12 protein-coding genes are annotated in these 24831 nt (G+C 43.5%); all 12 read right to left on the bottom strand.

Annotated features, from left to right (window positions below; all coding sequences use genetic code 11):
• Positions 1–218: 218 nt before the first annotated feature.
• On the bottom strand, positions 219–764 hold the full coding sequence (locus BBD42_RS11195; RefSeq protein WP_099518230.1) for a hypothetical protein: 546 nt from the start codon (positions 762–764) through the stop codon (positions 219–221).
• Between the two features lie 559 nt (positions 765–1323).
• Positions 1324–2052: a response regulator gene (locus BBD42_RS11185; protein ID WP_056036894.1), complete on the bottom strand. Its 729-nt coding sequence runs from the start codon at positions 2050–2052 to the stop codon at positions 1324–1326.
• An 8-nt stretch (positions 2053–2060) separates the two neighbouring features.
• Positions 2061–3221: a sensor histidine kinase gene (locus tag BBD42_RS11180; RefSeq protein ID WP_056036892.1), complete on the bottom strand. Its 1161-nt coding sequence runs from the start codon at positions 3219–3221 to the stop codon at positions 2061–2063.
• A gap of 204 nt (positions 3222–3425) precedes the next feature.
• Positions 3426–6137, bottom strand: a complete 2712-nt coding sequence (locus tag BBD42_RS11175; RefSeq protein ID WP_099518228.1) for a stalk domain-containing protein — start codon at positions 6135–6137, stop codon at positions 3426–3428.
• Between the two features lie 318 nt (positions 6138–6455).
• Positions 6456–10814, bottom strand: coding sequence for an Ig-like domain-containing protein (locus tag BBD42_RS11170; RefSeq protein WP_099518227.1), 4359 nt, complete (start codon positions 10812–10814; stop codon positions 6456–6458).
• Positions 10815–11634: 820 nt separating this feature from the next.
• Positions 11635–12837 carry a methionine adenosyltransferase gene (gene metK, locus BBD42_RS11160; RefSeq protein WP_056036883.1) on the bottom strand — a complete coding sequence of 401 codons (1203 nt, stop codon included), beginning with the start codon at positions 12835–12837 and terminating at the stop codon, positions 11635–11637.
• Positions 12838–13030: 193 nt separating this feature from the next.
• Positions 13031–13303, bottom strand: a complete 273-nt coding sequence (locus BBD42_RS11155) for an alpha/beta-type small acid-soluble spore protein (RefSeq protein WP_099518225.1) — start codon at positions 13301–13303, stop codon at positions 13031–13033.
• Between the two features lie 106 nt (positions 13304–13409).
• The gene (locus BBD42_RS11150; RefSeq protein WP_099518224.1) at positions 13410–13919 is read right to left on the bottom strand and encodes a hypothetical protein; all 510 of its coding nucleotides are present in this window, start codon (positions 13917–13919) and stop codon (positions 13410–13412) included.
• Positions 13920–14014: 95 nt separating this feature from the next.
• A complete protein-coding gene (locus BBD42_RS11145) occupies positions 14015–16159 on the bottom strand; it encodes a hypothetical protein (RefSeq protein WP_099518223.1) in 2145 nt (714 codons plus the stop codon).
• A 193-nt stretch (positions 16160–16352) separates the two neighbouring features.
• Entirely contained in the window at positions 16353–19031 is a 2679-nt protein-coding gene (locus BBD42_RS11140) for an S-layer homology domain-containing protein (protein ID WP_099518222.1), read from the bottom strand.
• Positions 19032–19566: 535 nt separating this feature from the next.
• A complete protein-coding gene (locus tag BBD42_RS11135; protein WP_099518221.1) occupies positions 19567–23229 on the bottom strand; it encodes an S-layer homology domain-containing protein in 3663 nt (1220 codons plus the stop codon).
• Between the two features lie 360 nt (positions 23230–23589).
• A complete protein-coding gene (locus tag BBD42_RS11130) occupies positions 23590–24732 on the bottom strand; it encodes a glycosyltransferase family 4 protein (RefSeq protein WP_099518220.1) in 1143 nt (380 codons plus the stop codon).
• Positions 24733–24831: the final 99 nt, after the last annotated feature.

Here is a 24831-nt window from a genome sequence, read left to right as displayed (position 1 = left end):
ATTTTATTGTTTTAACTATAATAGATTATACCGTTTTTATCAATGGCCTGTTTCCTGCGATTCCCGCTTGCTATATTCTCACACGTATTATACGAACTTAAGTCTATTTTTCAATTCTAGTCTTGCTTTTGCTGCTTCTCTTCCTTCAATGTTTGTTCTTCATCACGCCCACTTTCACCTGTAGATTCCTCTTCCCTGGCCATGGCCATCTTCATCACTCAAAAAGGAATCTTCCCTAAATCCTCTGGGTTATGCAAATCAATGACGACAGGACAGTCATTTTTGGTTATTACTCCATCCGCCTGAAGTCGCCATAGCAGGCTGGAGGCCCCTATATCTGATTTGTTTACATCCGGCTCGGATTGCTTCTGCGGCACACGTTCACTCAGACCTTGCTTAATTTCGCCTTCAAATTTCCTGCTCTGCTCCACTTGTTTAACCAACGGATGTGTGAACTCATTTTCTTCAAAACCATCTACATAGAGGTGCACTCCTCCAGCGGGACGGTTTAACCGCTCAATGATTTCGCGTGTCTGCTCACTGAGCCCGGCATCTACGACAGTCAGGTGAACATCCACTCCCATCCACCGCGAGAAGGAGAAAAAAGAGCGAATAATCCGTTCCATATTGGAATGCTGGCGGCTCGCAAGCAGCACATAATGTTTGGCAGAGCGCCGCCGCTGTCGCTTCAAGCGGTAAACTGCATGCACCATGAAGCCAGCCAGCACATAGCAGCCCACGACTAGCAAGAAAATTTTGATCATGGCACCGCACCTCCTGAAAATAATATAAGCCTTCATTCCCTATCCCGCTCCCAAGCATTTCCTTATACATGCTTGGCCCTATTTTGCTGCTATCTTTTTTACTGCAAACTGCTCTTGCCATAAGTCCGAATTATTATCTGGCAGGTTTAAATTATTCTACAGACGGTTTTACTGCTGCTCCCAACCTGTCTTGTTCTGCATTATATGCCTGCGGGCGCCCAGTGGTTCCTTCCTTAACGGACATGCACACAGCTATTGCCGAAAAAAAATGCCAGCTAAAGCGTGGACCTAAGCCCATCTTGTACCTAGCTTTCTCTTCGTCATTTATCCGGCTCATGCAATCCTATTTTGGAGTTCATCCTCTTTTATGTATGATAGAGACAGCAAAAAGAGCTTCCGCCATGTGAACATGGTTCCAGAAGCTCTTCATTTAATCATTCGATCTTAATCGTATTTAGTTATTCTTCTATAAGAATGCTGCTGCTCGCTCATACAACCTAGTCCAATAGGCGTCCTAAGCAGCACTATGTAGATTGTTTCAATTTCCCTGCCAGAAGAACTACAGCGTAACCCATCCAAACTTAATGGAGTTGATAACGGCTTGCGTACGATCATCCACTTCCATTTTTTGCAAAATGCTGCTAACATGGTTTTTAACCGTTTTTTCGCTGATGAATAGAAATTCACCGATGAGCTTGTTGCTTTTGCCCTCAGCCATCAGGCGCAATACTTCAGCCTCACGACGCGTTAATGGGTTGTCATCGCCAGCGACAAATTTCACGCCTGGCTCTTTCGCTGCTGCCGCGCCAGACACAACACCCATTTCATCCAAATACGTCATGCGACGCAGCTGGTTGATCAGCTTGCCTGTGACTTTAGGATGTATGTAAGCATGTCCGTTAACTACGGAGCGTATAGCATTAATGAGTGCCTCTGCCTCCATATCCTTCAGCAGGTAGCCTGTCGCTCCTTTGCGAAGCGTCTCGAATACATAACTTTCATCATCATGAATCGACAAAATAATAACCTTCACATCTGGGAAAATCGTCTTAAGCCTCTCGGTCGTTACGACCCCATTTTCAATCGGCATATTGATGTCCATCAGGACGATTTCTGGAATCGTATGATTGCAAAATTCGAGCACCTGAATACCGTCACCGCATTCGCCAATGACCTCCAGGTCCTCCTCCATATTCAAGATACGTTTCAATCCTTCACGAAAAAGCTGATGATCGTCAGCAAGCAAAATTTTAATTTTACGTTTATGATTAGGTGCGCTTTGGTTCATTCGTCATCTTACTCCTTTCTATTCTCCGCTGTAATAGGGATTTTAAATATAATCTTCGTGCCTTTTCCTAAATTTGAGTCTATATCCATCTTCCCTTCCAAGAGATCAATCCTTTCCTGCATGCCAACTAACCCAAAATGCGAGTTATCTCCGTTATGCACCTGGATAAGCTCTTGTTGGAATCCACTACCATTGTCGAATACGGTGATTGTAACTGAATCTGAGGTATAAACCATGTCTAGAGTAACGTAAGAGGCATTAGCATGCTTAAGCGCATTGGAGTAGGCTTCTTGGACCAAACGGTAAATAGCAGCTTCCATGGCGGAAGGCATCCGTATCTCTCTGCCCGTAAGATCAAATACAGTATGTATTTTTGTTTTCTCTTCAAAGTCCTGTACAAATTTGCGAAGCGTGGGTACAAGTCCCAAATCATCAAGCGCCATTGGACGCAGATTGAAAATAATTTTGCGAATTTCCTCGAGTCCTAGACGAACCTGACCCTTTAAATCTACTAATTCGTCCTGTACTAGCTGAAATTCCTTCTTTAGAAACATTCTTTCTGCAATTTCCGTACGCATGACAATATTTGCAAGGGATTGCGCTGGTCCGTCATGGATCTCACGGGCTATACGCTTGCGCTCTTCCTCTTGGGCTAAAATAATTTTCAGGCCAATCAGCTGCCTTGTTTTCGCGGATTCTAAAATACGCGTGACCTGGTTGAGGTCGCCCGACAAATATTCCAATACGACATTAATTTGGGAAGCGATCATCTCCGCACGCTCAATCGAGGATTCTACATTGCGCACGCGCTTTTGCAAATCATCGCGTCTCGATTTTAGATAGGTTTCCTTCTCGCGGCAAACCATTAAATCGAGCTGGATCTGCGTTGCTTTCTCATAAGCGGATTTGATATCCTCTTCCTTATATCTGACGAAGTCACGGCTGACTTCCGTTAGACGGATCCTCGCCTGCCGATAATCCAGCTCAAGCTGATCGACTCTTTCAATCGTCTTTACCGTTTCCTGAATAACCACTTCGAGCTCCTGCTCAAGTGATTCCAATTCAGCGCGCGCAGCCTCGCAAATTTCAAAAATCTGAAATTTGCTGTCTTCCATGACCTGCGTCGCATTCGTAATAACACGGTTAATATCTAAAATATGTTGATCCATAAAAATTCGGCAACCTTTCCAATAGAAGGTTCTTTTAGACTATCATAACACAATTGCATAGTCCGCCGCCTCCTTGGCCTTGAACTCTAGCTGCCAGATGCTGCGGGAACGGGAGGGAACAAAGGTAGAATTACCCATTAGCTCCAGGCAAAACCTCCTATATTATCCGCTCTCGCTCCTGCAATCCCGGTTTAGAACTCTTCCCTAGTTAATGGTGATTTTCTTCGTGCTATTATCAAAGCCTACTTTAAGACCCAGCTGCTCCGAAAATAGTCGAATCGGAATGAGCGTCCGATTGTTCCGCACAATAGGCGCAACCTCTGTCGTGGAACGCTTGCCATTCGCCACGATTTCTTTTTTACCAATAACCATCTCCAGCAAATGGGAGCCATCAAATACCGTCACCCGGTTCAGCTTATTGTCCCATTGCAGATTGGCTCCAAGCGCTTCAGATACGAAACGGATTGGAACGTAGGTTGTTCCCTTTAGCGTAATTGGCGTCACGTCGAGCGTTGTCGCCTTGCCTCCGATGGAAGCCGCTTTGCTGCCAATCGTCATGACAATGTTTTTCGCTTGAGAAGATACGGCTTCACCCGGATATTGCAGCTTCATATTGTCAATGCCAATCGTGCCGGTTGCCGCACGCTCATCTGCGCCCTCCGCGATTGTAACGACGTAGACCCGCTTCAGCTTGATCGGATATTTCATGCCATAAGACGACAAATCAGCCTTCACCGTCTTCCAGCCGCTCCAATTGAGCTGCTTCGCCACGTCTACCAGATGCGATTTGCCATCGGCATCGGTAAACTCCGCCCGCAGCCAGTTAAGGCTCTTATCGCTATAAACATCAAGCGTCATGGCAGTAGGCGAGCCTTCAATCGTTTTACCGGAAGTGCCGTTAAACACAGCATAGACGGCCTTCGTTCCTGTACCTGCGCTAAAATCATACGTTAGCTGCAAAGCTTTAGCCGATGTCTGGCCTGCCAGATCGCTAGTCAGCTTGACGCTGCCCTTAGTCGTCGCAGACGGAGTTAGCTGCGTCGAAATGCCATAGTTCACATTTTCAAAATCCTCAAGCGCCTTCTCCGAGCCTCCCTGCGTTAGCGGGAGCATCGTTGGATAGCCGTCATAACGACCAATGGCATAACCTGTCGTTGCGCCCTCATTGACCGATTGCACGGTAAGCGTATCGCCCGATACTTTGCCGGTAAAGCCAACGAACTCCCATTTAAGCGAATCGCCACTCAGCTTATAGCTTTTGCCGTTTTTCAAGGTCATTGTCAGGGGTACCGAAACGGTTGCTCCTTTGGAAAGCATGCCCGCTGCGCTATCAATCGTCATCGACGCAATTTGATCCTGGCCGACAACATCTACCTTGTATGTAGCACTCGCCGAGCCCGATTTGACGCTAATGGTCGTGGAGCCTGCTTTTGTCGCTGTAAAGTCCGCACCCTTAAATGTTCCAACCGTTGAGGAGCTGCTCCATTTGGCATTGGTACCATCAACCGCTACCGGGTTGTAATACGTATCGTACCCTTTTACCGTAAAAGTCGCCTGCTGCCCAATCAGCAATACATTCGTGCCGCCTACTGTAATGCCCTTGACATCACCTTTAGGCGCGGTCGTAAATACGCCAATTCCGCTTGCAACGCTGCGCATCGTCGTCCCATACGTCGTGGAATGAGCCGATTGCAGAGCAAACTGCCCAAGCGGGCGCTCGATCATCGTTGTTGAACCGCCGCCATCCAAATTCATGCCTTTGTAGACGCCAAGCTTCACCATAATCTGCTGCAGCTCCGCCAAATTCACGCCCTTGCTGTCTCCGTACTGTTCGCTGGTAATCAGATATACCTTTGTACCGTCCTTGGAATAGCCTACGGCTGAACGGGAAAGGTATGCCGCTCCGCTAACACCTGTAATGCTGCGCGAGAATGCCGATGCTACCCCATTATTAACCAGAATCGTATGACCGCTAACCATCATTTCAAATTGATTCGGATCTACTTTGCTTCCAGTCGTTTGGGAAACTAACGAGTAGTCCGATTTCAGCTTGTCTCCGACCTTGATCTCGGCGCGGATGAATTTAGCGGCCGTACCATTGGCGCGTAAAATATATCCATCTTTTGGCGCAGCCATCGTAAGCGCAGTTCCGTCGGAAATCTGCTCGACAACGCCATTGCGAACAAGCACTTCGGTCGGCAATGCCGCGGAATTTTTCGGACGCTCCGAGCCAGCCCACGCACTTGTATAGATATACATCGTGTTGGCGTGGCTGTAAGTAGAGTCTCCGCTCTCCGGCGTATAAGACGACTGGTTAATGCCTGAAAGGGCGAAAGTCGCTCCACTTGCAGACGTAACCGTACCGCTGAAGCTGTAGCTGTCGATTTTCGGCTGGCGGTCCTTCGTAACTCCAAAAGCATACATGCCCTTAATTTGCATTGGCGTCGTCATGAGCGTTCCGCTAGTAATCTGCGCCCCCATCGGCGAGCCCTCGCCTGTTGTCACATAGACGTCGCCGTTAATGCCAGCTACCGCTCCACTCGTTTTCGCCATATTCAAAATCGTATCGCGATCGCCGATTGTATTGTTTTTGCCGCTCAGCGCATTCAATTGCACATATTTATTCGTAAGATCCACTTCAATGACATGGACGTTCGCTTGCGCCGTTTTGCCGCTGCGTGTTGTCGTCCAAAGATAATCGATTCGTTGGGCGCCTGATGTCACGTAGGACTGCTGCAGTTGTTTAAGCGTTCCGCTGCTCGCAGCTGCGGCCGTTTCTATTTTTAGCATCTTCCAGCTTGCCGGGGCAAGCTCTGAAATTGGATGCAGGAGCAACGCTCCCCCGATTATAACAATAGCTACCTTTTTACCTATTCCGCGGTTACCTTGGTCGTATCCTCTTACTAACTTGCGCATTATTTTTGCAACTCTCCCATCTCAGGCCCGCTCCATCCTTGTCAAAAATATGAAAAAGGGATGGCAGCAGCAGCCTAATCTACTAAGCCTATTAAATATAGACTATAAAGAGGTGCAAAAAGTTCCGCTAATCTTCCGATTTTTGCGAATTTTGTCGTATGGCAACAGCGTTCGTCTCTGATCTTGCTTCTTGCTGTGAGCGCCTGTCGCTGCGGCATCAGTCCTCTCTCAAGCGAATAAAATTCCAAATATGTATATAGCTACAAAAAAGCCCCGTACAACCTTTATGCAAGGTGTCCCGGGGCTGGTACCAATTTACTACGTGTTTAGAAATTGAATATGCTCTAACAAGCGCTTGATCATGACGACTGCTTCTGCCCGGGTTGCATTCGTCAAAGGACTAAAGGTTTTAGTCGTTTTACCGCCAATTACGCCGGTATAAATCGCTTTTGCCGCATCCGTACGCGCCCATGAGCTGATGCTGTTGCGATCAGTAAATGGCTGCAAATACGTTGAGGCTGAAGATGGCAGTTGAATGGTGGCGCCAGCTGCACTTGCTGCGCGCGTCATCATTGCCGACATCTCCTGGCGTTGAATATATTTATCTGCTTTGAATGTTCCGTCCGTATAGCCAAGCACGATGCCTGCTTCCGATGCTGCTCCAATGTAGGCGGCAAGCTCAGTGCCTATATTAACGTCCGAATATTTGGCTGCTGCTGCCTTATTGCCTGAAAGCCCTAGTCCCTTCGCAATATAAGTTGCGAACTCACCGCGGGTAATAGGCTTGTCTGGAACGAACTGGTTGCCTGTGCGCGCTGCAACAATATTTTTGTTGGCAAGCGACTGCGCCGTTGGGCCAGCCCAATGACTGCTAATATCAATAAGGCTGACAGAATTGCTAACTAATGCAAAAGCGCCGATGCTTTTGCTTCTAAAAGTAGCAACCGTCTTGTTATTCAACGTGGAAAATATCGTCGGTACGTAGGTCAATGCACCCGCAACAGGGTCAACCCGCACGATTGCTGTATTTTTTCTCGTCACAGCCAACGATGTATCCACGCTTAAAGTCGCATAGCTGTTAAGCTCTGTAATCTCGCTTTTCATTGTACCACTAACTGCATAGAGCTGAAAATGAACAATTCCCGATAATAGTGAGATCGTTGATAGATTCAGCCTATTCGTCAATGCCGATGTTAGCGATGTGGTACCAAGCTCAAGCTCAATTAATAGCTCGCCCGTTGTTCCCACAGAGCTTGTAAGCTTGGAATAATTCAAGGCACCGAGCGGAATTTCATACGACGTGCCATTGTATTTTACAACAAAAAACGGATTCGTATTGATAGAACTCGCATTGAGCAGCGTAGACAGTGGTACAGCTACGACTGCCGCATTTTCAGAATTCGGAATTTCTACGATAATTCGCGATTTCGTAAGGCCAGCCGTTCTTGCCGCCTGATAGGCAGGAGCAAGTTTTTCGGCTGAAATGGAATATTTCACCGACGATCTGCCTGAAGCGGTCTGATACGACGTCTTTGTAAAAGCACCGCTTGTCATGAGAACGCCGCCATCAGACGATTGGGTAAACTCTCCCGGAATCAAATCAATGATTGACGAGCTGTTCGTAACAGACTGGCTCAAAATGTTCTCAATGATTTTGCCCGATGAAGTACGAAGCGTCGTTCCTGAAGCATAATAGCTGAACGTCACTGAACTCGTCGAAGCAATCGCCGTTGCGAGCGTAAGCGTAACTGTAGAGCCGCTAATCGATACGCCTGTAACCGAAGCCGTCGAGCTTCCCGCCATTACGGAAAATTGCGTTGTATAGGGCACGTAGGAGCTATTCATCGTTTCTCCAAATGTAAGTACAAGCGAATTTCCTTTAATGACTGCTGAATACAGCGAGCTATTTGCAGATCCCATAGATGCTTTTTGAGTCGAGAAGCTTGCTGCCGCATTCCCGGCCAGATCTGCTATTCTTGGTGAAGACATATTGTACGACACATAGATCGTATCGCTTGAGCTGATGGCCGAGCTTAGTGTAAGCAGCACTTGGCTGCCGGACACCGATATTTGCACGATCGAACGGAGGCTGCCATTCACGCTGACGGTTAAGCTGCTAACAGGCGGAATAGCGCTCGTGCTCAGCGTCTCGTTGTAGCTGAGCGTAATGATGCTGCCATTTGCATATACGCCTTGCAGCGTTGGCGCTGTTACATCAACCGTATTCGTAATGTAGTAGCTGCTAAAAGCGGCCACATTGGCTCCATCCGTACTTTTAAGCGGATAGCTGCCCGGCGTGTAAGAGACGTAAACGGACTGATTGGCAATCGTCGCATTTACACTCATCGTGACAACCGAGCCATTAATACTAATAGCCGTCGGTGTGTAGGAGGCACCACCGATATTGACACGGAATTGCTGATACGCCAAATTATTGACGGAAGCCAGCGCTTTATTGAATGTGAGCGTCACAACGCTGCCTGTTGCCGTTCCGCTGGAAAGCGTTGGCGCTGTAGCATCTACTGCAAATGCCACGTCCTGATTCGCAATGCTTAGCGCCTGATTGCCAACGAGATCCTGTATGCCGCCAGTTGTCGTCGTAGGCTTGGAATAGGAAAGCTTAACCGTCTGGATATTAACGAGCGTTCCCGCTAACGTCAGCGTAACGGTACTTCCCGATACAGCAGCCGACAGCAATTCACGCCGTTCGCCATTAACCGTAATATAGAAGCTGCTTAAGGCCGGGACAGAGCTTGCTTTAAGGTCCTCGTTAAAGGTCATGACGATAGTAGAGCCTTTGACTTCCATCTTGCTAACAGCAGGAGGCGTCGTATCAATACCTATTGTTTTAAAAGCCCATTGATAAGCATTCTGAATACCCAGGAACGCATTATCCGATAAATCGTAGATTGCTGTTGGGCTAATCTCGATATAATAATTCGTGTTCGGAGCCATCGTCGTTCCTGTTGGAAGCGTGATGACTATTTGACGGCTGTTGTCTGGATTAATGTAGAAATAAGTTGGAATATCGACTACACCAGGTGCTGGTGTAACCGGTCTAATCGTAATCGTACCTGTGCCTTTTACTATAGTCTCACTGAAAATAGCAGAGAAGTATGCATCTGTAAGTACATTTTGCGTATTATTAACGGCATTTTGCGACTCAATCGTTGGCCTTACGGTATCTTGAGTTACCCGGAACGTCCAGTTGTTCGCCAAAAGTCCGGCGAAATAGTTCCCCGCGGCATCACGGAAAGCACTGCTCCCAATAACTACATAATACTGCGAATTGTTAATAAAGGTCTTATTCGGGTTAATCGTAATTTTGCTCGTTCCGCCACCCGTTACATAGCTTGAGGTCACGGGAATAGTGGCAAAAATGGTATTGTTTGAGTTGCGAATTTCTATATTGCCTGCGCTCGGATAAACCGGCTCCGTAAAGTTTATTTCAATGCTGGAGTTAAGCGTGCCGATTGCTGCCGTGTGAGCAGGATAAGTACTCTGAATCCGTGGCGGATCAGTCTCATCGCCTGGACTCGTCGTGAAGCTCCACGTAGCAGCATTGGATATACCTTGGAACCAGTCCCCAGTCGCACTGTCCGCGAAGGCTCCTGCATCGATTAAAATATAATAGCGTGTGTTTGCAAGCAACTTTGGAGGTGTAAAGGTAACGGTATTTCCGCTAACGATGACACGGGACGTATCTGTAGCCTGATAGCGATCGGCATAATTATCATTTACGCGCACGAGGCTTATGTATTTCCCAGCGTTCGCTTTCACATTTTTATCAAAGCTCATGCTAAAAGAACTGTTTACTCCGACAGAAGTCGCGGAATTTCCAGGTGTTAAGCCGGTTGCATTAACTGGCGCTGGCGCAGTTGTAAAACGCCATGTCGTTCCGGCATAGCGGTTGCCTGAGCTGTCTTGAATGACATGACTAGGAATCGTAATTGTATAGGTCGTGTTCGGATAGAGCGCCTCAGTTGGCTTAATCGTTAAGGTGGGGGTGCCGCTGCCAACCACCTGCACGGAATTGACTGCAATCTCTCTGGAGTCATAAGCCGTTGCGCTTGGAGCAGATACCAGCGTAATCGCCCCATATGTCGTATATACGTTTTCATTAAATGGGAGCGTTATTGTAGTTGTAATGAGCGCCCCGCCCGATTCAGGAGCAGGCGACACCACAGACCGCAAGTCTGGAGGTGTACTGTCAACCTGACTTACTGTTCTGAAGTTCCAATCCGCAGCATTAGATATGCCGCTAAAATTCGCGCCATTCGATGCATTTACAAATGCGCCCTGGTCAATGAATACATAATATTCGGTGCCTACAGCAAAAGACGTACTTGGCTGTACCGTAACCGTTCTACCAGTAGCATCAATGGTAACCCGATTGCTTGTCGCAACATTAAACGTCTCAAATGGAGTATTATTCGAATAATTGTAGATCGTAATTGAAGCAGGGCCAGTTCCTTTTATTACACTTTCATCAAAAGTAAAGGAAAGAGGCGCACCAAGTCCGACATTTCCAAAAGTATTAGCTGGTGATTTGCTTGTAATAACAGGTCCGGTGACTGCCGCATGCACTTCATTGGTCAGAAGGCTGCTACTTGGCGGCAATGCAATTTGTAGCAAGAGTACGAATACTAGAAGAATACTAATTTTGTAACGACTCATTTCATTCACTCCCCAAAAATTTACACTCGTACCTTATTTGTCGGCTTCTAAGCACCAAAAATGTAGGTTTTCCGGATAATTTCCATCCTTTTTGAATAATTCGTCATTTCTCATTAAAAATAGCCTGCGAATGGCATTCTCCATTGAGAAAATGTTTTTCGCAGGCTATATATATGAGTCAATTATTATTAACAAAGTTCTTATTCAAACAATATCCCAAACTAAAGTTATTAATTCGGATTTAATGCCGGAAGATTATCAAATCTCATTGTTATATATTTGGCAGTCCCATTATCATAATTCCGAGCATATCCTGTAACGATCAAATCATTACCTTCCCAATAGAAATATTGCAAGTAATCTATATTCTTATAAACACCTTGGGGGTTCTGATAGTTTGCCAAAAGTACATTTTGTGTGTTCCTAACTTCAATGTTTCTCCATATGCCTGTACAGCCGCTGGACTAAGATCTCCTTGCGTCAAACCGGTAAATGTCGCACCAGATAAAAAAATAGTTGATGCTAAAGCAACAACCGCTACTCGCCTAACATTCTTTTTGATACTCAAAAACGTCCATTCCCTTATCAAATATTAAAAAAATTTTACATTTTAAATTATAATTTCATAATATACATTCTTAATTTTCAAGTAAGTATTGAATATTGATTTTTTTAAAATATAAGAAAACTATTATATGTATAAAATTTTGGTTTCATCTAAGTATAATACTCGCATTTTCATTTCAAAAAACCCTCCAGAAAAGTTAAGAACCAATGTTCTCAACTTTTTTCTGAAGGGCTTTAGTTATTTAAAATATAATTACGCCAAAGCATCTGCTTTCAGCTTATCCGCTTTGTCAACGCGTTCCCATGGAAGATCCACATCTGTACGGCCGAAGTGACCATAAGCAGCAGTTTGACGGTAGATTGGACGACGCAGATCAAGCATTTTAATAATGCCTGCAGGACGAAGATCAAAGTTGTTGCTAATAACTTCAACCAGCTTCTCTTCATCGACTTTACCTGTTCCGTAAGTGTCTACACTGATAGAAACCGGATTTGCCACGCCAATAGCGTAAGCAAGCTGAATTTCACATTTATCAGCTAGTCCAGCTGCAACGATGTTTTTAGCTACATAACGGGCCGCATACGCCGCAGAACGGTCAACTTTTGTAGGATCCTTACCGGAGAATGCACCGCCGCCGTGACGTGCGTAACCACCGTACGTATCAACGATAATTTTACGGCCAGTTAGACCCGCATCACCTTGAGGACCACCAATAACGAAACGGCCTGTCGGGTTAATGTAGTATTTTGTTTCAGCGTCCAGCCACTCAACTGGTACAACTGGTTTAATAACGTGCTCAAGAATATCGCTTTGAATTTGCTCTAGGCTAATTTCCTCAGCATGCTGTGTAGATACAACGATTGCATCAACACGTACTGGTTTACCATCGACATACTCAATTGTAACTTGAGTTTTGCCATCAGGACGAAGATATTCTAGCGTACCGTTTTTACGCACTTCGGACAAGCGACGTGCAATACGGTGCGATAGCGCGATCGGAAGAGGCATAAGCTCCGGTGTCTCGTTGGTTGCAAAACCAAACATCAAGCCTTGGTCACCAGCACCAATATCTTCGTTCTCTTGTTGAATATCTTTGCCATCACGTGTTTCAAGGGCAGCATTAACGCCTTGAGCAATATCAGCAGACTGCTCATTAAGCGAGGTCAGAACTGCACAAGTGCTGGAATCGAAACCAAACTTAGCTCTAGTGTACCCAATTTCTTTAATTGTACGACGTGCGATAGCCGAAATATCGACATAGTCCGCACGGCTGCTAATTTCACCAATAACGAGAACAAGTCCTGTCGCTACAGATACTTCACACGCTACACGCGCATAAGGATCTGACTCCAGGAATGCATCCAATACTGCATCGGAAATTTGGTCACAAATTTTATCGGGATGACCTTCCGTTACTGATTCTGATGTAAACAAATGACGACCTTTAATTGACACCCGTATCAACCTCCTACAGCTTTTAGTATAAATAAGTTCAGAACTTATAAACAAAAAACGAACCTTTTCCTTATGGAAAAGGCTGTTTTACAACTCTCTAATAAAGTATGTTACCGAAAATGTCGCTTCCTGTCAATGGATACTATCCCGATAAGAATTAATTTTCAGTAAAAGTTAAGGTGAGACGGTTATTTTAAATATAACCGTTTAAAACGGACTCTGCTTGCGCTACAAGGCGTTTCGTCATTTCACCGCCAACGGAACCCGCTTGTCTTGTCGAAAGCTGTGACCAATAGACTGAACCAGTAGTTTGTGGTACTGTTCCCAATTCTCCCGCAAACTCCGTATCATCACCGTTTGACTGGGAAGGATAGGAGTATAGCCCAAATTCTTCAGCGATTTCATATTTCATTTGCTGCAGCGCTGCTTTACTTAGTGGAACGGCTACTTTATTAGAACGACTCATAATAAGAACACCTCACTGTTGGATGATGGGAGCATGCTCTTATTTTAACCTTCGGGCATTTGTTCAAGCGTATAATCTATTGTCAACTTACACAAATTATACTAACTCAGTTAACGGATTGCAGCTTGTATCCACCACGAACTAATACCGTTAATGATTTAGTGTAACCTGCCGCAGCCGTAACTCCCCTGCCCGAGCGAGGCATTAGTAAAAGATGATTGCTGGCTATGGAATTACCTTTAACCAGATCCTTGCCATCCGTTATATCTACAATACCACTGCTATCTGAGCTGTAGGCTACTGCTTTGCCTACACGAAGAATGATTTCTGTTCCTTCATCACCAAGCAGCAATTTGCCATTAGGTACACTAACGACTTGCAGGGAAGCTTGAGCGTTGGACGTACCAGTTGAACCAGTACCCGCGCCGATGCTGCCACCAGATACTTTAGCAAGCTGCTCATCTAAATAACTTTTTGTAATAACAGGATCGTCAATAGAGCCTGGAGTTGTTGATACGCCATCTGCTTCGATTGCTTTCGGATTGAGAATGCCAATACCGAAACCTACCAATAGGAGTGCTGCACCAATAGCCACTTTCATTGTCGTTTTCTTCAACTCTATTACTCCTCTCAGAAAAAAAATCAGGTATCCTATTAAGATACCTGATTTTTTAAAAATTAACTACAAAATTTTAATAATCTAATTCAAAATTAAAATTCCTTATTATTTGGGTCAGCCCAGTTCAAGTATGCCGACCATTTAATATTTTTGGATACCAACTTCGTTTTATATCCATTAATTTCCTCATAGATAGTAAGCTGAATTGTTTTAGCAACTAGCTTATCTGTCACGCTTTGGACAATGTTCGTATAGTTGTTGCCAACTTTCCAAACATATTGGCCTGCAGTACCAGATGCACCTTCGAGTTCAAATGGAGCATTAATCATTGAAAGATTAGTAGATTGATCCTCGATCGCAAAAGTGAACTTTTTAGCGCTAAAGCCTTCATAGCTAAGATCCTTCGTTACTTGACCAGAGAAATCCACATCAATTTTATCATCTGTCAAATAAGTGATAATGTTATCCATATTAATCGTATAAGGACCGACCTGAACCTTATTAAACTCGGATGTAACGGTTTGGCCATACTGTGGCAATGCATAGCTCACTGGATTAACAAAACCTGAAATTTCAGCATCATCTTTCTTAACAATGCCCTGAGCATTAAAAGCACTACCCAGTACAACCGTTGCGCCAGTTAAATCAAGCTGTTTTGGCACTTCAGTAGTAACAATAATTTGCTCTTTCTTCCCAGGATTGATCAAATTGCTTGTTTTCAACAATTTAATATCGTATTTATCCCCATCGGCTGTTTTCAGGTAGCCTACAAGCTTTGAAGTTGCAATTGCACGGGATTGCTTATTCGTAACATCTAAATAAACGGCATAAAGATTGTTAGAAGTACCTTCAAGCAATTGTGTTTTCATCACATTTACTGTGAAGTTTTCGCCAATATCATTAACCTTGTTTTCACTGCCAATAGCAATTGATTTCGGTACGATAACAGCTGGTGTTTTTAAAGCAGCCAATTCTGTTTGTGATTCACCGGACTTCTCAAAAAGCTTGAGCTTTAGATCAGTTAACGATGTAGTTGTAGGAACCGTACCTGTATAGTAAATCGTGATAGAACTTTTCGCCGGAATAGCTACTGGGTTGGTGAATGGAATGATTGTTGTCTTCACAGCTGCATTATCCCCAAGATACAATGAACCTTCGACTGCTGGGATTGGTGCTGTTTTTGAGCTAGTGTTTGTAATAACTAGCTTGCCGATCAGACTGTCTTCGCCGCCCCATGTATTTCTTTGGATTGAAGCAACATTCATTTTATAAGTATAATCATCTTTAATATATTCATAATTTGTTGCTGTTGTGGTATTAGCTGTTTTCAGGTTATACCCTATTTTAGAAACAGGCAAAGATAATGTTGATGCCCCTTCTCCTGAGCCAGAGCTAATACCTTGTGTAATAACAAGCTTCTGACCTTTAATAGAAACAGATTTAGGAAGGGTAATGCTTAATTTAATCGTTTCAAGAATTTTCGGACGCAAGACGATAGCATCTGCTGTACCTGAGGTAGTCGAAGTGACCTTCATCTTGTACATGCCTCCAGCTGCTGACTGAGCTAGAAACTGCAGGTTAGCAATCGACAGCTCAGAACTGCTCGTATTGCGCATAGCGAGCTCAATATTAACTGTATTATTATCTGTGCTTGTAGACATCGTAGATTTGCTGATTCTAATATTTACAGGAGTGCTATTCAACTTCACAGAAGTATAGCCACCTGCTTTAACATCCGTAGAATAGTCTGCTGGAAACTTAAATTGTCCTAATGTCTTCTCATATCCGGCCACACTGAAATCAAACTTTACGACTTTGAAAATGAGTTTAGGCAACGTCATGCTTGATGGCAGCTCGCTATAAAAAGTCAAAGTAACATTCGAATTGGCTTGAACAGTTTTCTTCGTTTTATCGCTGTCCAGCATATACAAGGTATATTTTGTCCCACTGGTAGACGCTAAACGGAACCAATAGTCTTGAAGATTAATTGCTTTGCTTCCACCGTTATAAAGAGTGATCGTGAAGCTGGCTGTCTTCCCTTTGCTTGTCGATAGTATATCCGCGCTATCCAGTTTCACGTAAGAATTACTGTTTATGTACACAGGTTTAATGCTGCTCGCATTAGAGGCCGCCTCACTACTGCTTGGCAATGCAGGAAAGAGCAATGCTGCAACCAACAACATAGCTACATAAAAACGCCACTTCAATCTTGAGCTTCCAGAAACAACTGTCTGCATTAAAATATCACTCCACATCTTTTTTTATATAGACGTTCATACCCAACAAAAAGTTTCGCTGTAATGCCGAGCAATTCACCCCTTCAAAGCATTTTTTTCTACTTTAATTATAACAAACTTTTATGAATCAAGTGTGAACGCAAAAAAAGAAACCGATGAGATATCTCATCGGTTTCTTTCGATTAAAGAAATATTATTTCTTTTTAACAACTACAACAGCTTTAGCAAGTGTGAAGTTGCCATAGCTTGCATCGCCAACGATAGCGATACCGTATTTGCTAGTTGCTTCACCAAGGTGAGCAGTTACATCAGCAAAGATACCATCAGTTACAAGGGAATCATTTGCTTCGTCGTAAACATAGATTGCAGTCGAGCTGTTAACATAGTATACTACGCCGTTAACAGTTACAGTCGAATCAGAGTTGTTTACAGCAGTCAAAGCGTTAGTAGCTGCGAACACATTAACTGTGTCATAAGCAGTGCTAGCTTCTCCAAGGTTACCAGCAGCGCCAGTAATTACGGAGTCTTTAACTTCAACCAGAGTTCTGGAAGATTCTTTGTAAGTCGAGCTACCTGCAGATTTGCTAGCAACGATGGAGTTGTAGATAGAAGCACCTTCAGTACCAGTCAAAGCAAGAGTTTCAACATTACCTTTTACGTTGATTTTGATGAAGTAGTCGTCATCAGATTGATAAGCATCAACATACAGACCATATTGAGTTTCTTTTGCATCAGTAGCCGATTTTTTAGTAATCAGAACATACTTAGCGAAAGTAGAAGTACCATCAGGAACGATAGTTACTTTGTTACCTACAGCAAGGTTAGCAAGAGTGCTAGTTTTAACTTCACGATCACCAGCAGCTGCTTTGTTGTAAGTAGTAGCATCAAGAACTACAGTGTTTGCATTGATTTCGTAAGTGATAGTAGAAGTAGAAGAAGAAACTTTCAAAGTAGTATCTTTCTTCTCTTTTACTTCCCAGTTCTCAGTAAGAGCTGTAAGGCTGTCGATACCGTTAACGCTAGCATCGGAGTTTTTCAGCTTCCAAGTTACGAATACAGCTGCAGAGTTATTGAATGCTGCGCTACCGTAAGGAGCAGCATCACCAAGACGTACAGTGTTTGTTACTGCGTTCCAAGTAGCTGCATCCAAGCTAACTTCAATTTCTTTGTTTTCTTTAATTGAGTAGTACTTGAATACGTCTTTAGCGTCATTGAAAGCACTTGTTGGAGCTACATCGTTAGCAGCGTTCAGGATAACACCGTATTTAGCATCGGAGCTTCCACCGCTCAACAATTCAGCACCAGCAACTTTACCGTCTTTGTTCAAGAACAGTTTGAAAGTACCGTCTTTAGTAACAGCTTTCGAACCAGTCAGGTTAGCACCGGATACACTTGCATATGTTTTACCATCGATAGTGTAAACGAATGTACCATCAGCAGATGTGCTTACAAGTGTAACTTTACCTTCAACAACATTACGAGTCGCAACAACTTTAACTGCTACTCTGTCTTTGTTATAAACAATGTCAAGAACATCGTTTTTAGCAAGATCAGTTGCAGCTTTAGCTTCACCGTTCAGAACGATAGAAGTGGAGTCATTAAGCGATACAGAAAGGTTGTCTTGAGTTAGAAGACGAGCTTTAGCAGTCGAAGTTGCAGCGATATAAGAATCAAGCAACTTGTCAGCACCATTAGCTTTAGAAACAACTACTGCACGGACTTTACCAACTACACCAGCGTTAACGTTAGTGGAATTGTTATCGAACAGGTAAACAGACACATCAGCATCTTTTTTCAGGTTCGAGTCAGTACCAGCAACAGAATCGCTGTTGAAGTAGTAAACCGAGTTTCCTACAGTGTTGTACTTAGTAACAGCAGTACCGTTTTTAACTTCAACTTGTAGAGCGTTGTTGAAATCAACATTCAGTTTACCAGTTACTACATTGTTTTCATTTTGGTTGTCAGTGATAGCGCGAACGCGACCATCAGTATCAGCCAAAACAGTTACGTTGTGAGCAAGCAGGTCAACCAGTTTCACTCCACCAGTGATGATGAAGTTAGGTGCCAAAGTTTTGGAAAGACCGTTCAACGAAAGACGACCATTGTCATCAAGAACTGCAGAAGTAACAACTTCTTCAGTCGTTGTTCCCAGACGGGAGATCAATTTTTTGCCAGTGCTGCTGTAAACTTTAGCATCAGCAATCCATTGAACTAGGTCAGTACCAAGTGCGTTGCTAACTTGTTGAGCTACAACACCACGAGTTGCTGCAGTACCAAGAGCTAGATCAACTTTTTTGAATACGCCAACTTCTTCAGCTTTCAAAGTGACGTTATAAGGCCACGAACCAGTCAGGTTAGCATCTTGGTAACCAAGAGCACGAACCACGATTGCAGCAACTTCTTCGAACTTGATGTTAGCGTTCGGGCGGAAGTTTTTAGTACCTTTGTCACCAAGCAGCAAACCTTTGCCAGTTGCTACGTTGATGTAACCAGTGTACCATTCGTTTGTTTTAACGTCTGAGAACTGGGATTTAACGTTTTGCAGAGCAGTAGCAGCTTGCTCGCTACCAGTTGCGATAACGATAATTTTAGCAAGCTCAGCACGAGTGATGCTGTTGCCTGGTTTGAATGTACCGTCAGTATAACCATTGATAATTCCAAGAGCTACAAGCTCCTCAATTGCACTTTGTTCTTTCACGCCTGCTACATCAGTAGGGGTTGCAGCAAATGCTGGAACTGCTACGGCCATAGCAAGGGAGAGAGATAGCACGGATGCCAATAAACTTTTCTTCATAACCTTTTTTTCTCCTCCTCTAAATTGCTTCGGTTGTTGAGAGTTTTGTTTAGAAAATGAATTGCTCGTTTCCCTCATGTGTGTGTCACCCCCTTCCCAGAGTTGAGCAGTATTTAGTATAAATAATGTCTGTCGCCATGTTTAACCCTATGTAATAACATGTCGCAGAAACTCGTAAACACGCAGAAAATTGCTAGACCTTTATACCACTATAACATTATACAATGGCATACCCTTATCGTAAAGAGAAAGTTGAGAATTCATTCCAACTAACTCTGATATTAGGCAAGTCTAAAGTATGATTTTTTTGGCGATTGATGTAACACCACTTAATTAGACGCACGGGCTTTAAAAAAGTTGCGCCCCCCAAAAAATAATTTCAAAAAAGTTTTACCCTCGCTATGTAGCATCGAAACAACTGCATGCGATCTTCAAAAAACGGTCGCTTTGGTTCTAAATGCACTTCTATGTTTTATTACTTGTTTAGTATAGCTTGGCTTCATGCATTACGTCGATGCAAAAGATTTTCCATGGATAATCTTACTCATTGTTTTAATGAACAGGAAGGATCAGCCAGGAGCTAACCCTTCCCTGTTCCAATTTAAGCTGGGTTTTACAGAAGTTTGTTCTTTCTCATCACGCGCTCTGCGATAATTGCAGCATCAGCACGTTTAAGATTAGCTTTAGGATCAAAGCGATAGGTTGGTTTCGCTGTGCCAGTAGTTGTATTAGGTAGTCCTTCTAAAAACTTAGCTTTGACTACTGCAATAACCGAGCTTAAGGAGTACCCGTCAATAGAGTTGGCATCCGTAAACTGTTTTTGAAGCGTTGCTCTGTCTTTTGTTTGATCATCCTTGCCATCCTTCAAAAGATTAGCAGCACGAGCAATCATTACTGCCGCTTCCTCTCTTGTCAATGCTTCATTCGGCAAGAACTGACGAGGACCTTTACCTCGAATAATACCTTTTCTTACTGCCGTTTCAATATAACGATAATCCCATAGTCGACTTATACCAATGACAGGAATAACATCATCGAACGTCATATCATTTGGATTGTAATCCAGCGGAATTTGGAACATTTTCACTAGCAACTGTGCGAATTCGCCGCGTGTGATATTATCATAAACACCAAATTCATTGTTGCTGGTTGAGATCATCACGCCCCGAGCGAACATAAGCTCCATTGAGTTCCGTGCATATGAATGGCCGATAATATCTGTAAAGCTATAACGCAACTGCATAACTACATAATAACCAAATCCATCAATAGGTGTTGTAATAGTCTTACTTCCCGTGTTGACTTTACCACCCATATTGGTCCATTGCCCATTATAATAGCGCCAAATGCTCAGTGTGTTAGCCGCTGTATTAATAATACCTGAATCATATTTAAGTGTTATTGTGCCTGGATTTGTTGTCTCAAGCCACCGTGATAGCGGGCGCTGGTGGAACAGATTCGTCAAATCATATGGCTGAGTCCCTTTATGAAACGTATATCCTGTACTTTTCGTTCCATCAACATAACCGGGATCGATCCAAAACAGTTTGGACGCATAACCGAAGTGAGCAGATGGACGCAGAACTGCCGCACCATAATCATCATAACCAATTTGAGTAAAAGTGCCATCTTTAGCAACAGATTGGGTACCGCCGGTATATTCACCAACTGCATTATATGTTTTTACAGTTCTGCCGTCTGCACGATCAGCAATAGAGAACAAAACTTGCTGATTATCAAACATATCAATGGTTGTTACATCTTGGCCAGGACTTTCATTTGCTTTTCGCAGGAATGTATTTTTCGGAAAGTTAACCGATACCTCTCCTTTAAAAGCCGATGCTTTTCCAGCCTTAGTAATAGATGTTTTATACTGTGCCCCAGGTGAATTGTCAGCTGCGTAATTTACTGAGAACTCTCCATTTATCTTTTGGGTACCACGGAGAACTGTAAATTTAACCTTGTTGACTCCTGCTTTCAGACCAGTCATCTCGTATCTGAAAATATCATCAATAAGGCTTTTGTTCATTTCATTTTTACCGATTGTAATGGAGTCTGCACCTTCTGCCAAAATACTTACATTAAGGAAGTTTTGGTTGATAACGGCTTCTTGTGGCAGTTTAGGCGATAAAATTTCATAAGTAGGACGCTCTCTCGTAATCGTTACAGTCTGACTGACACTCTCTGTTCCTACTTGAGAAGTGACCGTAATACTTGATGCCCCTGTGACTGGGAGAGGAACATTATAAAGCCGCAAACGATATGTCTTATTATTTGTATCTGTTCCATCAGGCTCTAAAAATAATTTATTAGCGACTTGATAAACCAGTTGGTCACTTGCATTAACAGAAGCTGTCGCATAGGTTTGGCCATCTATAGTTACAATTAGATTTGCAAGTTTGGCCACGGTAAACAATAAATCCACGCTTTTTTGTGTGGTAACATAATTATCCGCTTTATCACCTAAGATAAACTTATTGTCAATGTCGCTCTGATAGCGTGTATTACCAGTATCTTGAGTAGGATCGATTTTATATGGAACAGGAACGAGCTTAGTAACCGCAGGCTGTTGATCCGAGAAACGATAAATCAATAAAGTATTGGTGACATAAACACCATTAGCACGACCGCTTAATACCAACTCATTGCTGCCAAAAACAAGCTTAGAGCTCCCACTCACGGCGTCTAGCAATGGAATTGTAAACTGAGATCCATTAAACATAGCAGCAGTCAATGGAATGTCTGCACCATTCAACTTGAAGGCAACAGTACCAATATCTGTCGCTAAATTAAAGTTCAACAGCTTACCTTTCAATTCAGCCAATCCTGCTCCATAAAACACAGCGCCATTGAAGGTGTTCGTTACTTGAATGGAAGATATAGGATTGAAATTGAATGTTCTTGTGACGACATCTTTCTCGGCACCTTTTATAACGGTAAATGTCAATTCAATTTCGCCTTGCGGCATCGAATCAATACGATAAACTCTTTGTGAATCTGATGTGCTCAGTGCTACTGAACTGAAGGACGAACCTGTAATTGCAGTACCATTTAGCTTTGCTGTAAGAGTTGTAGATCCACTGCCTAAATTGAAATTTGACGTATCAATAGCAACATAAAGAGGCAACTGCGATACTACAGCGTTATTTGAAAAAATACCGCTCGAAGTATAGTTTACGGTAGTGCCTGATTCAGTTGCATCATATACCTGTTTTAATCCTGTAATATATGGTGCAGTAGCTGTTCTAACCGTAAAATCGACTGGAAAATTAGCTTCCTGCCCGCTATATATGGAGCTCCTTACACGCAATTGATATTTGCCACTTGATGCTGCAGAAATAGCTGTATCGGAAGTGAACCTAAATTCCGTGTAAGTGGAGTTGCTTGTGCCTGCCGTTACTGTAGCGGTATGGGTGCTCACAATAGTCGCAGTATCATCAATAAGCTCTAACGTTACTGTCGGGGCTGCTGTTGCAGTTGCAGGTGTTGAAAACAATAGTCTACCTGTAACCGTTTGATTTGAAATAGGCGAGATTATTGGATTGCCATCAAGCTGAGTCGTATTGGCGAATACATTATAAGCAACCGGTGTATTTGCCTGAAAATATACTAGTTCACGATTCAGCGTGTAACTTTTATCTCCATTGCGTGAAACAATCTGCAGCTTGTTTAATCCAAGCTGTAGTTGCAAATCTGACGTTACGAACGTACCTGCACCACCGTTGAACATAGAAGTTCCGTTAATCAAAACTTCCGTAGCATTTGCCGCCTTTACAATTAAAGAAGGACGTGCAGTCGTTACAATTTTCGATTGTCCTTCTTGCAAGACAGTCCCATCAGCCAGAGCAATACTTGAAATTACAGGGACATTGCCATAGCTGACATAGCTGACTCCTTCTACTGTCCCTCCATTTCCAGTAATGCTGCTGCTCATGCCCGTAACCGTAATTTTATTCAATCCCTCGTAAAGCTGTACCCCTGCAAACAAAAAGGTATTTCCGACTATAGAAGGGGTAAGCGCTCCATTAGAGGTGGCGACTACAGTACCATTCACTAGACGTTCTACTTTAAATGTAATCGAGTTTGCAGACACATCACTGAATGAGCCTCGCAAATCAACTGTACTCGTATTAACGATAGTTGGACTTGCCTCTACTGTACTAAAATCGGTAAATTGGAAATAGATTGACGCAGCTTTCGCCGGTTGGAGCGGAGCCAACGTTACAATCAAAGCAATTGATAAAAATAAGCTTAACACTTGTTTCCACTTTCTCATCACACTGGTTCCTCCTTATATGCATTGCTTTGAACAAATATCTCAATAGCCGATACCTGTTCGTCATAAAAATGGTTTATGATCTTGCTGTATAGACAAACGTTGATATCGTACAAAAGAGCTTATCGTTCTCTACTCTATAAACTTTCCTCCTTCTCCCTCTTGAGTGAATGTTTGCCATTGTTTGTTACAATTAGACGCAAAGACCCAAGAAAAGTTCCGTACTGTTGTTATCGGTTATTCCGGCCTATATTTTTAGTCTATTTGGGAAAGTTACGCAAAAAAAGCTCCACAGCCTTTGCAAAGGCTGTGGAGCTTCATCATAAAATCCTATTAATAAATAATAGCGGGAATGCTAAATTATTTCGAACGCGATTGCGCATCTACCTTTGTCCGCAGCAGCACGCGATTAAAGAAGTTAATTACCGGGCGGCGCGTCTTGTCAACGATACCAATAAGTTCGGCGCCAATTTGCAGGCTGAACATCAGCAAACAAATGACGGAGAACGTGACCCAATTAGCTGCGGTAGACTGTATAACGGTAGATTGCAAAATCGCAAACCCTCCGAATATCGCCGCCACACACCAGATAATCAGAACGGTACGGCGATGGCTAAAGCCAAGCTCCTGCAAGCAATGATGCAAGTGCCCTTTATCCGGCGCAAAAATCGGGCGTTTATTCACCCAGCGGCGGACGATCGCAAAAAAGGTATCCGAAAGCGGAACGCCAATAATCAGCAACGGTGTAACGAACGAAACAATCGTAACCTGCTTAAAGCCAATCATAGACAATGTGGCAAGGCTGAATCCAAGGAACAGCGAGCCCGAGTCGCCCATAAAAATTTTCGCAGGATGGAAGTTGAAAAATAAAAATCCGACGATGCCGCCAAGCAGCAAGCTGCAAAGCAGAATAATGGGGATATTGCCCATAATAATCGCCATAATCAAAATAGTAGAGATCGCGATACCAGAAACACCAGCCGCGAGCCCATCCAAGCCATCAATCAAATTGATTGCATTGGTCACGCCAACAATCCAGAGAATCGTAATCGGAACAGCAATCCAGCCTGCAATCGGCTGCATAGCATCTCCGAACGGAATGTTAACCAAATCGATCTTGATGCCAAAGCCAAATACGACGACGCTTGCCGCAGCCAGCTGTCCCAGCAGCTTCACTTTGGCGGACAGCTCAAAACGGTCATCCAAGGCGCCTATTAAAATAATAATCGTGCCGCCTACAAGCAGCGCTTTAATCATATTCATATTTGCATCTGTCAGCATTCCATCAGGAATGAACGGGAACAGCAATAAAAAACCTGCAACAAATGCAGCATAAATTGCCAAACCACCCATGCGTGGCATAATGCGGGTATGAACCTTCCGATGATTCGGCTTATCAATTGCACCGACGAAAAAAGCGAATTTTTTTACAAGCGGTGTCATGACAAGCGCTAACGTCAGAGCAAGAATAAAACCAATCGAATACAATAAGCCTTCTGGCATGTAATGCAGCTCCCCTTTTGTTTCTACCGAAGTGAATTATACTCCGATCGAAAAAGAAACTCCAATCCCGTTTTCATTCAATTTCAACGGTTTTCACGA

The organism is Paenibacillus sp. BIHB 4019 (genome assembly GCF_002741035.1).
GTDB lineage: Bacteria > Bacillota > Bacilli > Paenibacillales > Paenibacillaceae > Pristimantibacillus.
Note: the sequence above shows the minus strand (reverse complement) of the source record. Positions and strands in the feature narration are given on the sequence as shown.